General features: G+C 72.7%; 13 protein-coding genes. 7 read left to right on the forward strand and 6 right to left on the reverse strand.

Features of this window, described 5'->3' with window-relative positions:
- Positions 1-206: 206 nt before the first annotated feature.
- Genes menC through E1269_RS28015 form a run of 3 tightly spaced genes read right to left on the reverse strand, consistent with a single transcriptional unit; the run spans position 207 to position 2,774 of the window.
- On the reverse strand, positions 207-1,322 hold the full coding sequence (gene menC, locus E1269_RS28005) for an o-succinylbenzoate synthase (protein WP_131900837.1): 1,116 nt from the start codon (positions 1,320-1,322) through the stop codon (positions 207-209).
- Between the two features lies 1 nt (position 1,323).
- On the reverse strand, positions 1,324-2,025 hold the full coding sequence (locus E1269_RS28010; RefSeq protein ID WP_131900839.1) for a MurR/RpiR family transcriptional regulator: 702 nt from the start codon (positions 2,023-2,025) through the stop codon (positions 1,324-1,326).
- Entirely contained in the window at positions 2,025-2,774 is a 750-nt protein-coding gene (locus E1269_RS28015; RefSeq protein WP_131900841.1) for a GNAT family N-acetyltransferase, read from the reverse strand. The genes E1269_RS28010 and E1269_RS28015 overlap by 1 nt, the downstream gene beginning before the upstream one ends.
- Positions 2,775-2,877: 103 nt before the next feature.
- Between E1269_RS28015 and E1269_RS28020 the strand changes: the two genes are divergently transcribed.
- Positions 2,878-4,014 carry a M20/M25/M40 family metallo-hydrolase gene (locus E1269_RS28020; RefSeq protein ID WP_131900843.1) on the forward strand — a complete coding sequence of 379 codons (1,137 nt, stop codon included), beginning with the start codon at positions 2,878-2,880 and terminating at the stop codon, positions 4,012-4,014.
- Between the two features lie 306 nt (positions 4,015-4,320).
- A complete protein-coding gene (locus E1269_RS28025; protein ID WP_131900845.1) occupies positions 4,321-6,549 on the forward strand; it encodes an MMPL family transporter in 2,229 nt (742 codons plus the stop codon).
- Positions 6,550-6,860: 311 nt separating this feature from the next.
- Here E1269_RS28025 and E1269_RS28030 read toward each other — a convergent pair whose 3' ends face one another.
- Both E1269_RS28030 and tdh read right to left on the reverse strand, forming a co-directional pair.
- Positions 6,861-8,042, reverse strand: coding sequence for a glycine C-acetyltransferase (locus E1269_RS28030; RefSeq protein WP_131900847.1), 1,182 nt, complete (start codon positions 8,040-8,042; stop codon positions 6,861-6,863).
- 7 nt (positions 8,043-8,049) lie between these two features.
- The gene (gene tdh, locus E1269_RS28035; RefSeq protein WP_131900849.1) at positions 8,050-9,081 is read right to left on the reverse strand and encodes an L-threonine 3-dehydrogenase; all 1,032 of its coding nucleotides are present in this window, start codon (positions 9,079-9,081) and stop codon (positions 8,050-8,052) included.
- Positions 9,082-9,321: 240 nt separating this feature from the next.
- Between tdh and E1269_RS28040 the strand changes: the two genes are divergently transcribed.
- Positions 9,322-9,981, forward strand: a complete 660-nt coding sequence (locus E1269_RS28040) for an NAD(P)H-binding protein (RefSeq protein ID WP_131900851.1) — start codon at positions 9,322-9,324, stop codon at positions 9,979-9,981.
- Here the strand turns inward: E1269_RS28040 and E1269_RS28045 are convergent, their stop codons facing one another.
- Positions 9,982-10,347: a PPOX class F420-dependent oxidoreductase gene (locus E1269_RS28045; protein ID WP_203434149.1), complete on the reverse strand. Its 366-nt coding sequence runs from the start codon at positions 10,345-10,347 to the stop codon at positions 9,982-9,984. It lies immediately after the preceding gene.
- Positions 10,348-10,468: 121 nt separating this feature from the next.
- On the opposite strand from E1269_RS28045, the gene E1269_RS28050 reads away from it, so the two are divergent.
- From E1269_RS28050 to fdhA, 4 genes are all read left to right on the forward strand, one after another.
- Positions 10,469-11,089 (forward strand): TetR/AcrR family transcriptional regulator, encoded by a 621-nt coding sequence (locus E1269_RS28050; protein ID WP_162606662.1) that lies wholly within the window; start codon positions 10,469-10,471, stop codon positions 11,087-11,089.
- A 10-nt stretch (positions 11,090-11,099) separates the two neighbouring features.
- Positions 11,100-12,371: an adenylyl-sulfate kinase gene (gene cysC, locus E1269_RS28055; protein ID WP_203434150.1), complete on the forward strand. Its 1,272-nt coding sequence runs from the start codon at positions 11,100-11,102 to the stop codon at positions 12,369-12,371.
- An 86-nt stretch (positions 12,372-12,457) separates the two neighbouring features.
- Positions 12,458-13,246: a hypothetical protein gene (locus E1269_RS28060; RefSeq protein ID WP_131900854.1), complete on the forward strand. Its 789-nt coding sequence runs from the start codon at positions 12,458-12,460 to the stop codon at positions 13,244-13,246.
- Positions 13,247-13,423: 177 nt separating this feature from the next.
- Positions 13,424-14,638, forward strand: a complete 1,215-nt coding sequence (gene fdhA / locus E1269_RS28065; protein WP_131900900.1) for a formaldehyde dehydrogenase, glutathione-independent — start codon at positions 13,424-13,426, stop codon at positions 14,636-14,638.
- The last annotated feature ends 28 nt before the right edge of the window (positions 14,639-14,666 follow it).

Below are 14,666 nucleotides of genomic sequence, written 5' to 3' on the forward strand. Positions count from 1 at the left end.
GTCCAGGGGCAGTGTGGTGGTCATGGTTGTCCTCGGCGGTGAGTCGGCGGCGGTTTCGTCGACACCGGTCGGGCTGTGGCCGATCGTTCCGGCCCCCGTCGGTGGCGCTACTCACTCTCGCCGCGCGGACGCGCCGCGGTAACCCGGAATACCCCCGATTCGTGCTGGGGGTATCCCCCGTGTTCCCCTTGGGGACGTCCCAGGGATCAGCCGCTGACCTCGGCGGACCTGAGTGTGGTGGCGGCGACGAAGGCATCGTCGACCGCGTGGCCGAGGCCGGGCGCCGTCGGCACCTGGACGACGCCGGCGGCCGCGGCGACCGGCGGCACGATGACGTCGCGCGCGTAGTACTTGTCCGACGCCGACACGTCCGACGGCAGGCTGAACCCGGGCAGGCTGGACAGCGCGACGTTGGCCGCCCGGCCGACGCCGAACTCGTGCATGCCGCCGCACCAGACCGGGATGCCGTGCTCGCCGGCGAGGTCGTGCGCGGCCACCGCGGCACCGAGTCCGCCCATCCGCGACACCTTGATGTTCAGCACCTTCAACGCGCCGAGCACGATGGCGGTACGCAGGTCGTCCAGGGTGTCGACCGACTCGTCCAGGCAGATCGGCGTCTCGACGCCGCGCTGCAGTGCCGCGTGCGCCAGCAGGTTCCGCGGCCCGAACGGCTGCTCGATCATGGACAGGCCGTAGTCGTCGAGCGCCCGCAGCGCGCGCAGCTCCTCCGCGGACTCCCCGTAGGCACCGTTCGCGTCGACGTGCAGCATCAGCTCCGGGAACGCACGGCGCACCTGCCGCACCGGCTCCACGTCCCATCCCGGCGCGATCTTGAGTTTCACCCGCGGGTACCCGGCGCCGACTTGCTTGGCCACCTGCTCGAGCAGCGCGTCGACCGTCGGCTCGATGCCCAGCGACACCCCGGCGACGACGCTGGTGCGGGTGCCGCCCAGCGCCCGGGCGAGCGGGACCCCGTCGTCGGCGGACCACAGCGCCCACGCCGCGATGTCGACGCCGGCCTTGGCGAAGCGGTGGCCGCGCACCTTGGCCCACGTGCCGGGGACCTCGGACGGGTGCTGCCACCGCTGCCCGACCAGCGCGGGCAGCAGGTAGCGCTCGGCGACCAGCCAGCAGGTGTCGACCGTCTCCGGCGAGTAGTACGGGTCGCTCGGTGAGGCGATCTCGCCCCAGCCGACGGCGCCGTCCTGGTCGACCAGGCGCACCAGGATGTGGTCGAGGTGGTTCTTCGCGTGCGAGCTGGTACGGAACTCGTGCACCAGCGGCAGCCGGACCAGGTGCAGGGACGCGTTCGTGACGAGCAACTCAGCCCTCCCAGTAGATGTCGAGCTCTCGAGCGAGCCGGTCGCGCTCGGCCAGCCGCCGCCGCGCGCCCTTCGCGCTGGCCGTCGTGAGCGTCGCGAGCAGGTGGACGACCGCGGCGACGGCCGTCGGCGAGTCGGCGAACGAGGCACTGTCGGTGGGCACCACGATCGACTGGCCGGCGACGGAGGTCAGCGGCGAAGCGGCCGCGTCGGTGACGGCGACGACGGTCCCGCCGGCGGCGGCGAACCGCTCTGCCAGTGCGACGGTCTCGCGGCGATAGCGGCGCAGCGAGATGGCCACCAGCACGTCGGCGTCGCGGACGTCGGCCAGCACGTCCACGTGCCGCACCAGGGTCCCGTCGACCAGCGTGACGTTGGACAGGCCGGCGGACAGGTCGACCGCCAGCAGCGACGCGTACGCGAACGCCTTGCCGGTGCCGGCGACGAACCGCCGCCGGGCCGCCACCACGGCCGCTGCCGCGGCCGCCACGGAGCCGTCCTCGCTCACCCGTGCGAACGCCTCGGCGAGCGTACGGGTCTCCTGCTCGATGACCCTGGCCTGCAGTGCCGCGGCGGAGTTGGGCCGCTGCAGCCGGGCGCCGAAGCGCTGGTGCGGGCTGGTGAGGTCGCGGTTGGCGCGGCCGCCGGTGCGCCCGTCGACGACGGCGTCGGCTTGCTCGATGCGGTCGGCGTGGCGGGCCATCAGGGCCTCACCCGCATGAAGCGGTAGGCGGCCGTGGACTCCGACAGCCGCACGCACGAGGTGGCGACGTGGCCGGACCCGATGAGCTCGGCGATGGCCCGGCCAAGCTCGGCGCGCCGGCCACCGTCCGCGTCGGAGCCGGCGGCCAGCGGGAGCGGCAGCCAGGCGTCAAGCCCGCTGTGGCGGGGTCGCAGCCAGCCGGCCGGGTCCGGGAGGTCGGGCGGGAGCACTGCCGGTGCGGGCGCCTCGCGGGCCCGGCGCTCGTCGTCGAGGTCCCAGTCGACGATGACGCGGTCGGTGCCAGGGCCGAAGAAGTCGGGCCGGAACCAGCGACCGACCGCACCGAGCACGTCGAGGTTGAAGTGGGCGTTGCGGACCACGGCGGGGTCGTACGACCAGCGCATCCGGGTCTGCCCGCCGGCGAGCGCGACGGCGCGCTGGCCGCGCTTGAGTGCCCGGCCCAGGCCGATGCCCTGGTAGCGGGCGTCGACGACGGCGGCCTGCGAGTAGTGGTAGACCTCGCCGCCGTCGACGCCGACGAAGCCGTACGCGAACGCGACCAGTGCGCCGTCCGGGCCGCGGGCACCGACCACGGACCCGCCGTTGGCCACCAGGGAGGCGAGCAGCCGGGGGTTCGCCGAGTGCGCGGGGTCCTGGTAGCCGAACACCTCGCGGTAGAGCCGCGCCGCGTCCGCCAGGTCGTCGGCGGCGGACAGCGGCTCGACGAGCGGGAGCTGGGCCGGCGTCATGGTTCCCCCTTTCCCACGGAACGCCAACATACGTGCCGTATTTCTAGTTGGCTGCCGCGGATTGCGCGGATCCGCGCGAGGATACGGAACGTATAGTTGCACCATGAACGGTACAGCACCGTCGGCTGGGGCGATGCTCGACCGACTCGAGACCTACGTCCGGCACGAGTCCCCCACCGGCGACGCCGCCCGGCTCGACGCTCTCGGCGAGCTGCTGCTCGAGCGTCATCGCGAGTTGGGCGCGACCGTGCGCCGGGTGCCGTCGCCGGGCGGCGACCATCTGGTCATGGAGCATCCCGGGCGCGGCGCCGGGGCGGGCGCGGCGCCGGTGCTCCTGCTCGGCCACCACGACACCGTCTGGCCGGCCGGGCAGCTCGCCGGGGCCATGCCGTGGCGGGTACACGACGGCGTCGCGCACGGGCCGGGCGCCTACGACATGAAGAGCGGGCTCGTCGTCATCGAGACCGCCCTCGAGCTGGTCGGATCGGCGCCGGCGCAGCGCCAGCACCCGCCGGTCCGGGTGGTGGTCGTGGCCGACGAGGAGATCGGCTCCCCGACCGCGACGCCGCTGGTGCGCGAGTGCGCCGACGGGGTCGCCGCCGTGCTGGGCTTCGAGTCGCCGCACCCGGACGGCTCGCTCAAGTCCGGCCGGCGCGGCAGCACCCGGCTGCGGCTGGAGGTCCGCGGCGTCGAGGCCCACGCGGCCCTCGATCCCGACGCCGGCGTCTCGGCCGTCGACGAGCTGGTCGACCAGCTGATCCTGACCCGCTCCATCGTCCGGCACGCGCCCGGCGAGGTGCTGTGCAACGTCGGCACCATCGGCGGCGGCGGCCGGACGAACGTCGTCCCCGCGGCCGCCTGGGCGGAGGTCGGGCTGCGCTTCGCCGACGCCGAGTCCGAGCGGGTGGTGCTCGACGGGCTCGGGTCGCTGGCGGCGATCCGCCCCGGCGCCGAGGTGTCCACGACGGCGCTGTCCCGCCGGCCCACCTGGGCCCAGTCGCCATCGTCGGCGGACCTGCTGGCGACGGTAGAAGCGGCGGCGCGGCGCCTGGGCCAGTCCATCGCCGGCGCACCGGCCGCCGGTGGCGCCGACACCAACACCACCGGTTCGCTCGGTGTGCCGACCCTGGACGGTTTCGGCCCGCGCGGCGCTGGCGCGCACGCGACCCACGAGCAGGTGGTCGTCGACTCCCTGCCCGAGCGTGCCCTCCTCGTCGCCGAGGTGCTGACCATCCTCTGACGCGCATCCCCCGCGCGTTGGCCGCGCACCCCGTTCCTCTGCCGCCGTGCCCGCCGTGCCCGCCGTGAGTGAGTGACCCCCGATGATCACGTTCAGCACGAGATCTCGTGTCGCACCATGCTTGCGAGCCTGGTGATGCGCGGGAAGTCCTGCTGAACGTGATCATTTCGGGTCACCGGCCTGGTCTGCGGACGGGTCCTCCCGCGCGGCCGCCGCATCCCTGGGGAGCTTGCGTCGTCGTTAATCTGACAGTTACTCTCAGATCAGAGTTACATCTTTAGGCGAGTGACTGTCTCGGAGGCTGTCGTGGCGACCCTGCTGTACCGGATCGGCCGGTTCTCCTACCGCCGCCGTGGGGTGGTGGGAACGATCTGGCTGGCGATCATCGTCCTGGCGGGGGTGGGCGCCGCCACGCTCTCCGGGCCGACGTCGGACTCGTTCTCGATCCCGGGCACCGAGTCACAACGGGCCTACGACCTGCTGGAGGAGCGGTTCCCGGGCTCGTCGGCCGACGGCGCCAACGCTCGCATGGTCTTCGCCGCCCCCGACGGCTCGAGCGTCAGCGACCCCGAGCACAGGGCCGCGATCGAGGCCGCCGTCGCCGAGGTGGACGCCGGGCCGCAGATCGCCTCCGTCGTCGACCCGTTCCAGGCCGAGCTCGTCTCGCCCGACGGCTCGGTCGCGCTGGCCGAGGTCACGTACGCCGTCGACTTCTTCTCCCTGGAGGAGCGGACCCGCGAAACCCTGAAGGACGCGGCGCGGACCGCCCGCGAGTCCGGACTGACGGTCGAACTGGCCGGGACCGCCGTGGAGCAGGAGCCCGAGCTGGGCAGCGAGCTGATCGGCCTGGGCATCGCCGCGATAGTCCTCATCGTCACCTTCGGCTCCCTCGTCGCGGCCGGGATGCCGCTGCTGACCGGGGTCATCGGCGTCGGGATCGGTGCCGCCCTGATCACCGCCACCACCGGGTTCATCGACATCGGGTCGATCACGCCCATCCTCGCCGTGATGCTGGGCCTGGCCGTCGGGATCGACTACGCGCTGTTCATCGCCTCGCGCTACCGGCACGAGCTGGCGATCGGCCGGCCCGGCGACGAGGCCGCCGGCCGCGCCATCGGCACCGCGGGCACCGCGGTCGTGTTCGCCGGCCTCACCGTGGTCATCGCGCTGTCCGGGCTGACTGTGGTCGGCATCCCGGTGCTCACCGAGATGGGCCTGGCCGCCGCGCTGACCGTCGCGATCGCCGTCGTCATCGCGCTGACGCTGCTGCCGGCGCTGTTCGGCTTCGCGGGGCGGCGCCTGCTCACCGCGCGACTGCCCGGGTTCCGGGTCCGCGACGCCGAGGCCGACGACGACCGGCCCACCTGGAGCCGCCGCTGGGTCGGCATGGTGACGCGACGCCCGGTCGCCGTCCTCACCGTCGCGGTGGTCGGCCTCGGCGCCCTTGCCCTGCCGATGGCCGACCTGCGCCTCGGCGTGCCGGACGAGGGCACCTACCCACCGGACAGCACACAGCGCAAGGCCTACGACATCACCGCCGACGGGTTCGGGCCGGGCTTCAACGGCCCGCTGCTCGTCGTCGTCGACCTCGCGGTCGGCGGGGACGGTGGCCGCGGCGGCGCGGTCGGCGATCCGACGGCCGCCGCCGACCAGGTCGCCGCCGCGTTGGCCGAGCTGGACGGGGTCGAGCTGGTCGCGCCGCCGGAGCTGGACCAGGCCGGCCAGACCGCCGTCGTCACCGTCGTGCCGTCCAGCGGCCCGGGCAGCGCGGCCACGGAGGACCTGGTCCACGAGATCCGCTCGGACCTGCCCGTCCCGGCCGGCGCGGCGGTGCTGGTCACCGGGAACACCGCGCTGTTCATCGACTTCTCCGAGCGGGTCGGCGCGGCGCTGCTGCCCTACCTGCTGGTGGTCGTGGGACTGTCGTTCCTGCTGCTGATGCTGGCCTTCCGGTCACTCGTGGTGCCGCTCAAGGCGACGCTCGGGTTCCTGCTGACCATGGCCGCGGCGTTCGGCGCACTGGTCGCCGTGTTCCAGTGGGGCTGGCTGACCGGGCTGCTGGGCGTCGAGGAGACCGGGCTCATCAACAGCCTGCTGCCGATCTTCATCATCGGAGTCGTGTTCGGACTGGCCATGGACTACGAGGTCTTCCTCGTCACCCGGATGCGCGAGGCGTACGTGCACGGCGAGCCGGCCGGCGCGGCGGTCGCGACGGGGTTCCGCCACGGCGCCCGCGTGGTCGCGGCGGCCGCGATCATCATGATCAGTGTGTTCGGCGGGTTCGTGATGAACGAGGCGGTCGACGTGCGGCAAATCGGGTTCGCCCTGGCCGTGGCCATCGCCGTCGACGCCTTCGTGGTGCGGATGACCATCGTCCCGGCCGTGCTGGCCCTGGTCGGCGAGCAGGCGTGGTGGCTGCCTCGATGGCTGGACCGGCTGCTGCCGAACGTGGACATCGAGGGCGCCGCGCTCGAGCAGCACCTGGACGAGGACCGCGACCGACCTCGGGAGCCCGCCGCCAGGTCAGAGGGATAACCCGCCCGTCCGCGTCAGCCGCCAGGATGCCCACTGAACTGCTCGATTTCATCGCCCCGCTCGTACTCGTCCCGGATCTCGCGGACCACACCGGGCGACGGCCCGCTTCTGGAGTTCCAGTTTCACGTCTGCCGCCATGAGGTCTTGGTGGTACGCCGACACGGACATGTGCGCGGCGCTGGCCTTCTGAGCGATGATCTCCGCCACCTCGCCAGGAACGTCACGAACCTGGACCGTCGCCATGATCTCTTCCGGTCCCTCATCAGCGCATGCACCCCTCTGCATGCACAGGTTGGCATGCAGTCTCGGCGTCAGTCCACGGCAGCGCGGGCGCGCACGAAGGCCTCGGCGGCCTCGCGCAGGTCGTCGATGGTGTGCGCCGCCGACACCTGGGTGCGGATGCGCGCCGCACCGTGGGGCACGACCGGGTATGAGAAGCTCACCGCGTACACACCCTCGGCGAACAGCCGCTCCGACAGCCGGGCCGCGCGGCTGGCGTCGCCGATCATCACCGGCACGATCGGGTGCTCGCCCGGCAGCACGTCGAAGCCCTGCGCCGTCAGCGCGGACCGGAAGAACGCGGTGTTCTCGCGCAGCCGCTCCCGCAGCTCCGCGCCGCTGTCCAGCCGTTCGAGCACGGCGGTGGCCGCCGTCACGATCGACGGCGCGACCGAGTTCGAGAACAGGTAGGGCCGTGAGCGCTGGCGCAGGTACTCCACGATCTCCGCCCGGCCCGACGTGTAACCCCCGCTCGCGCCGCCCAGGGCCTTCCCGAGGGTGCCGGTGACGATGTCGACGCGGTCGGTGACGCCGAAGTGCTCGGGCGTCCCGGCGCCGTGCGGTCCGATGAAGCCGACGGCGTGCGAGTCGTCGACCATGACCAGCGCGTCGTACTCGTCCGCGAGATCGCAGATGCGGTCCAGCGGCGCCAGGTACCCGTCCATGGAGAACACGCCGTCGGTGGCGATCAGCCGGTACCGCGCGTCCTCGGCCTCCCGCAGCCGCGCCTCCAGCTCGGCCATGTCCGCGTTGGCGTAGCGCAGCCTCCTCGCCTTGGACAGGCGCACCCCGTCGATGATGCTGGCGTGGTTCAGCGCGTCGGAGATGATCGCGTCGTCCGGCCCGAGCAGGGTCTCGAAGAGCCCGCCGTTGGCGTCGAAGCACGAGCCGTACAGGATGGTGCTCTCGGTGCCGAGGAACCGCGAGATCCTGCCCTCCAGCTCGGTGTGGATGGTCTGGGTGCCGCAGATGAAGCGCACCGACGCCATCCCGAAGCCCCACTCGTCCAGGCCGCGCTTGGCCGCCTCGATCAGGCCGGGGTCGTCGGCGAGGCCGAGGTAGTTGTTGGCGCACATGTTGAGCACGGTGCGCCCGTCGGCCAGGGTGACCCGCGCGCTCTGCGGGCTGCCGATGACGTGCTCAGGCTTGTAGAGGCCGGCCGCCCGGATCTCGTCGAGGTTCTTCCGCAGCTCCTCGCGTATCGCGCCGTACATGACGTGCCTACCTCTCCGCCCATTCGATGATGACCTTGCCGCTGTGTCCGCTGGCCGCAGCGTCGAACGCGGCCTCATGATCGCTGCTGGCGAACCGGTGCGTCACCACGCGCGAGATGTCCACCCCGGCCGCCACCAGCACCGACGCCTGATACCAGGTCTCGAACATCTCGCGGCCGTAGATGCCGGTGATGGTCAGCATGCGCAACACGATGCTCGACCAGTCGACGGTGCTCTCCTTCGACGGCAGGCCCAACATGGCGATGCGCCCGCCGTTGGCCATGCTGTCGATCATGTCGTGCAGCGCCTGCGGGTCGCCGGACATCTCCATGCCGACGTCGAAGCCCTCGGCCATGCCCAGATCGTGGCGCACCTCCTCCAGCGAGGTGCCGCGCACGTCGACGGTGGTACCGACGCCCAGCCGCGCCGCGAGCTCGAGCCGGTACGGGTTGACGTCGGTGACGACGACGTTGCGGGCGCCGGCGTGCCGGGCCACCAGGGCCGCCATGATGCCGATGGGACCGGCGCCGGCCACGAGCACGTCCTCGCCGTGCACCGGGAACTTCAGCGCGGTGTGCACGGCGTTGCCGAACGGGTCGAAGATGGCGGCGGCGTCGAGGTCGATGTCGTCGGGGTGTCGCCACAGGTTGCCCGCCGGCATCGCGATGTACTCTGCGAACGCCCCGTCACGGTGCACGCCGATACCCTCGGTCTGCGGGCACAGGTGCCGCTGGCCGGCCCGGCAGTGCCGGCAGCGTTCGCACACGATGTGCCCTTCGCCGCTGACGATGTCGCCCACCTGGACGCCGCGGCTGCCCGGGCCGACCTCGACGACCTCGCCGACGAACTCGTGTCCGACGACGAGTGGCGGGCGGATGTTCGCCTGAGCCCACGGGTCCCAGTTCACGATGTGCAGGTCGGTGCCGCAGATGCCGGTGCGCAGCACTCGGACCAACGCCTCACCGGCACCGACCACAGGCATGGGGACGTCGGCCAGCTCGACACCGGCCCGCGGACCGGCTTTGACCAGTGCTCTCACGGCGCGAGCGTAACCCACCCGCCCGCGGCGGCCGGAGCGGCCACGACACCCCCGGTCGGCCGCTTGCAACGGGCGCCCTCACGCACCACCCGGACCGTTCACGCACCGGACACCGCTCCTGTCGCCCCACGAAGCCTGATCTTCGGCGGAGATGGTGGTGGTGCGCGGGGCCGTGCTTGCACGGGTGCGAAGCGGGCCGCACACCACCTCCACCGGACACAGTCGGCTAACGTACGGCGAATGCAGGTGGTCATCGCGGGCGGACACGGCCAGATCGCGCTCCGGCTGGAGCGACTGCTCACACTGCGTGGCGACGACGCGGTGGGCCTGATCCGCAACCCGGACCAGGCCGGCGACCTCGCCTCCGTCGGCGCCACCGCCGTGGTCCTCGACCTGGAGCGCAGCGGTGTGGACGAGCTGGCCAGCGAGCTGCGCGGCGCCGACGCCGTCGTGTTCGCCGCCGGCGCCGGGCCCGGCAGCGGCACGGCCCGCAAGGTCACCGTCGACCGGGCGGCCGCGGCGCTGCTGGCCGACGCGGCCCAGGCCGCAGGGGTCCGCCGCTACCTGCTGATCTCGTCGATGGGTGCGACGACGCGGCCGCCGCACGACCCCGAGGACGTGTTCGCCGTCTACCTCAAGGCGAAGGGCGACAGCGAGGCCGACCTGCGCGGCCGCGACCTGGACTGGACGATCCTGCGGCCCGGGCGCCTGACCGACGACCCCGGCGCCGGCACGGTCACGCTGGCCGCCACGACCGGGCGCGGCCGGGTCAGTCGCGACGACGTCGCCGCCGTCCTGCTCGCGCTCCTGGACGAGCCGCGGACGGCGCGGACGACGCTGGAGCTGATCGGCGGCGACACCCCGATCGCCGGGGCGGTCGAGGGCGTCGTCGGCGGCTGATCAGCCCTCCGGCGGCGCGGCGTCGAGGCCCCAGCTGATCACCCGGGTCGGCCGGACCCGGATCAGCGCCTCCGGCCCGGGCACGGCCTCGGCCTGTCCGTGCACGATGAGGGCACGCGGCCGCCACGGCGGGAGGACGTCGTCGACGACGAAGGCGACGTCGGGATTGGCCTGGACGTCGCGGAACCGGCGGGTGGCGGCGACGTCGTGTCCGCCCAGGTCCAGCGTGTCCTGCTCGGCGTTGTACCGCCAGCCGAGCGGGACGACGCGCGGGTGGCCCGCGCCGTCCACGGTCGCCAGTCGGCCCAGCGCGGGCCCGGACGAGAGGTAGGCGAGCTCAGCAGCGGAGAACGCACTCACTGGCATCGAGATCAACTCCCTGGTCGAATAACTTCACACCATGTGCAATTAGCAACTACACACCGCGTGCAGTTATTCCGGCGGTAAAGTTCACACCCGATGTAGTTCGAGCCTGGAAGGCGGGCCGGTGCCGTCGATCGAGGAGCCGCGGAACGCCCGCAGCCGGCGGACCCATCAGGCCCTGCTGGTGGCGGCGCGGGAGCTGATCGAGCAGGACGGCCTGGCGGCACTGACCATGACCACCGTGGCCGAGCGGGCCGGCGTGTCGCGGCGCGCGACCTACCTGCACTTCGCATCGAGGACCGACTTGATCCTCGCGCTCTACCGGCATCTCGGCGAGACCGAGCGACTGGGCGAGTCGCTCCAGGCGGTCTGGGACTCGCCGGACGCGGTCAGCGCCGTCGCCGAATGGGCGGCGCACATCGCCCGTGCGCACCCGAGGATCCTCGCTGTCTCCCGGGCCGTCGAGAGCGCGCGGCACGACGATCCGGGCGCGGCGGCGATGTGGGAGTACACCATGAGCAACTGGCTGCGCGGGTGCACGCGGCTGGTCGCGTGGCTGGAGCGCGACGGCGTCCTCCACCCGGGGTTGACCGTCCGAACCGCGGCGGACCTGCTCTGGGGGCTGATGTCATGGGACCTCCTGGAGCGGTTGATCGTCGACCGCGGGTGGTCCGCCGACGAGTTCGCCGACCGGCTCGAGGCACTGCTCACCGCCACGTTCGTGGACCAGGGCCGGCGGCTCTAAGCTGGGCGCCGTGGCCGCCGAACCGACCCCCGCCACCCTGACCCCCGATCCGATCACCCTGGCGTCGATCGAGCTCGCCCTCCTCGGCGTCGAGCCCGGCACCGTCGCCGTCGAAGTCATGCCCGCCATGGGCCGCCGGCTCAAACCGGGCGCCGAGCTGGCCATCACCGACGCGGAGGGCGCGCCGGTGGCCTCGTTGACGGTGGAGTCGACGGCCACCCGCAAACGCCGCACGACGGTCACCGGCGCGGTCCGCCGCGCCCGCGCCGAGGCCGACGACGGGGAACCACGCGGGCCGTACGCCGCGCTGCGACTGCCGCCGGGGCGGCTACGCCTGGACGATGCCGCCGCGGTCGTGGCGCGCGACCCGATCGACCTGCCGACACTGGCCACGGCGACGGCGAAACCGGCCCAGCCGGTGCTGTTGATCGTCCTCGACGGACCACGCGCGGTGCCCGGCCCGGACCCTGCCGACGTGACCGGCGCCGCGTTGACCGTCCGCGACAAGCTGCGCCGCGACGGGCGCCGGGCCGAGGTCGTCGTCGTCACCGCGCCGCAGTACGGCGACGACCGCGACGACGACCTGGCCGATCGGGTGGCGGCGGCGTACGGCGGCACCCGGGTCGCCCCGCCGACGCCGCCGGACACGGCAGCACTGCGCCGTTGGCTGGACGGCACCGCCGCCGAACCCTCCGACTGGCCGACGGCCAGCCTGCACGCCTGGCGCCGGTGGCACCCACTGCCGCAGGAGCGCGGTCTGGTGCTGTTCTTCACCGGGCTGTCCGGCTCAGGCAAGTCGACCGTGGCACGGGCGGTCACGGAACGGGTCGCCGAGATCGGCACGCGCACCGTCACCCTCCTCGACGGCGACGTGGTCCGGCGCAACCTCTCCGCCGGACTGGGCTTCTCCAAGGAGGACCGCGACCGCAACATCGAGCGCATCGGCTACGTTGCCGCCGAGATCGCCCGGCACGGCGGCATGGCGGTTTGCGCTCCCATCGCGCCGTTCGCCGCCACCCGCGCCGCCGTGCGGCGGATGGCCGAGGCGCACGGCGACTTCCTGCTCGTGTACGTCGCGACACCGCTGGAGGAGTGCGAGCGACGCGACCGCAAGGGCCTGTACGCGAAGGCGCGGGCCGGCGAGATCGCGGAGTTCACCGGCATCTCCAGCCCGTACGAGCTGCCCGAGGACGCCGACCTCGTCCTGGACACGTCGGCGATGACCATCACCGCCGCCCGCGACGCCGTCATCACCCTGCTCGACGAGGGCGGCCGTCTCTAGCGTCAACCGGCGGGCAAGTCCTTGCCCGCCGGTCAGCGCCGTGCGGGCAAGTCGGCGGGCAAGTGTGCTCGGCCACCGTGGGGCGCATGAGCGTCATCACCGAGGACCCTCGCACCCGCACGGGTGCCCGGTGCCGCACCGGCACCGGCGTCGCCGGCCGGCTCAATGACGAGTGGGCCCGGCTGCGCACCGACGACGCCACCGCGGCCACTGTCGCCGGGTGGGCGGTCCGGCACCCGGCGCTGGCCGGCTGCGGCTGCCTGGACGACGTCGAGCTCGCGGTCGCCGGCGCTGACCGCCGCGGCGCCGACGACCTCCTGCTCGCGCTGCTGCGGCTGGCCCAGAGCGGCGACGGGCTCGCGGGGCGGACGGTGCTGCAACTGATGCTCGGCAAGGCGATCCGGATCGCCACCAGCCATGCCGGCCGCGACAGCCGCGACAACCTCGAGCACGCCGCCGTCGCCGCCCTCTGGGCCACCATCGCGACGTACCCCGTCGCGCGCCGGCCGGCCAAGGTGGCGGCCAACCTGGCCATGGACACCCTCGGCGCGGTCAGCCGCGAGCTGGCCCACTCCAGGGCCGAGACACCGGCCGAGCCGGGTTCGGTCGCCGACGCCCTGGGTGAGGCAGCGGCCCGCGACGACGACGGCGACCTCGAGCTCGTCGAGCTGCTGGCCTGGGCGGTGGAGGCGGGGACGATCAGCGCTGCCGACGCGACCCTGGTGCTGGACATCTACGCGCCGGCACCGGGCCAGGAGGGCGGCCGCGCCGCCGCCGAGCGGCGCGGGATCAGCTGGCCGGCGGCCCGGCAGCGGGCCAGCCGGGCGGTGCGCAAGCTGGCCCGGAGCGTCCGTTCGGACAGCTTCGCGGCGTGATGCCGCCAAGGCCGTTGACGCACCCTGGTACCGGGTCTACGTTGAAGTGCGGGCGAGCGACGCCGCCCCCATCCCGCGAGGTGAACTCCCTCGTCCGCTTCCGTCCTCCTGACAGTCCAAGGTGGCACGGTGACGAGTGTGGACGGCCCCGCCACCGTTGCCGGAGAGGCACCCGACATGCCAGAGAACAAGGCAGTCGTCTATCGGGGTATGGGCCACGTCGAGGTCGAGAACGTCGGGTACCCGGCGTTCGAGATCAAGGACGGCCCCGGGGTGAACCCCGACAATGTGGGCCGTCAGCTTCCGCACGGCGTCATCCTGAAGGTGATCGCCACCAACATCTGCGGCAGCGACCAGCACATGGTCCGCGGCCGCACGACAGCGCCGGAGGGGCTGACCCTCGGCCATGAGATCACCGGCGAGGTCATCGAGACCGGCCCAGACGTCGAGTTCATCAAGACCGGCGACCTGGTCTCGGTGCCGTTCAACATCGCCTGCGGCAGGTGTCGCAACTGCAAGGAGGGCAAGACCGGAGTCTGCATGAACGTCAACCCGGAACGTGCGGGATCCGCGTACGGGTACGTCGACATGGGTGGCTGGGTCGGCGGGCAGGCCGAGTACGTGATGGTGCCCTACGCCGACTGGAACTTGCTGAAGTTCCCGGACCGCGACCAGGCGATGGAGAAGATCCGCGACCTGGCCATGCTCGCGGACATCTTCCCGACCGGGTTCCACGGCTGCGTGACTGCCGGTGTCGGGCCGGGCTCCACCGTCTACGTCGCCGGCGCGGGGCCGGTCGGGCTCGCCGCGGCCACGTCGGCCTTCCTGCTCGGTGCGGCCGTCGTCATGGTCGCGGACCTGCAGAAGGACCGGCTCGACCAGGCGCGCAGTTTCGGCTGCGAGACCATCGACGTGACGCAGGGCGACCCGCGGGCGCAGATCGAGCAAATCCTGGGTGAGCCGGAGGTCGACGCGGCCGTCGACGCGGTCGGCTTCGAGGCTCGCGGCCACGGCGACGACGCCCAGACCGAGCGGCCGGCGACGGTGCTCAACACCATCATGGACGTGACCCGCGCCGGTGGCGCCCTGGGCATCCCAGGGCTCTATGTCACCGGTGACCCGGGCGCGTCCGACGACGCGGCCAAGGAGGGATCGCTGTCCATCCGGCTCGGGCTCGGCTGGGCGAAGTCGCTGTCGTTCACGACTGGTCAATGCCCGGTGATGCGGTACAACCGGCAGCTCATGATGGCGATCCTGCACGACCGGGTACAGATCGCGAAGAACGTCAACGCGACCGTGATTCCGCTGGACCAGGCGCCACAGGGCTACACCGAGTTCGACCAGGGTGCGGCGCGCAAGTACGTGCTGGACCCACACGGCATGATCAAGTAAGGGAGGAACACCAGCGCTGCTGGAGCTG

It is taken from the genome of Jiangella asiatica, from assembly GCF_004349065.1.
Lineage (GTDB): Bacteria > Actinomycetota > Actinomycetes > Jiangellales > Jiangellaceae > Jiangella > Jiangella asiatica.

Coding starts and splice junctions, on each gene's coding strand:
- E1269_RS28045 (WP_203434149.1), bottom strand. CDS start 10,347: ATGCCAGTGAGTGCGTTCTCCGCTGCTGAGCTCGCCTACCTCTCGTCC.
- E1269_RS28020 (WP_131900843.1), top strand. CDS start 2,878: ATGAACGGTACAGCACCGTCGGCTGGGGCGATGCTCGACCGACTCGAG.
- E1269_RS28010 (WP_131900839.1), bottom strand. CDS start 2,025: ATGGCCCGCCACGCCGACCGCATCGAGCAAGCCGACGCCGTCGTCGAC.
- E1269_RS28060 (WP_131900854.1), top strand. CDS start 12,458: ATGAGCGTCATCACCGAGGACCCTCGCACCCGCACGGGTGCCCGGTGC.
- E1269_RS28030 (WP_131900847.1), bottom strand. CDS start 8,042: ATGTACGGCGCGATACGCGAGGAGCTGCGGAAGAACCTCGACGAGATC.
- E1269_RS28015 (WP_131900841.1), bottom strand. CDS start 2,774: ATGACGCCGGCCCAGCTCCCGCTCGTCGAGCCGCTGTCCGCCGCCGAC.
- E1269_RS28040 (WP_131900851.1), top strand. CDS start 9,322: ATGCAGGTGGTCATCGCGGGCGGACACGGCCAGATCGCGCTCCGGCTG.
- fdhA (WP_131900900.1), top strand. CDS start 13,424: ATGCCAGAGAACAAGGCAGTCGTCTATCGGGGTATGGGCCACGTCGAG.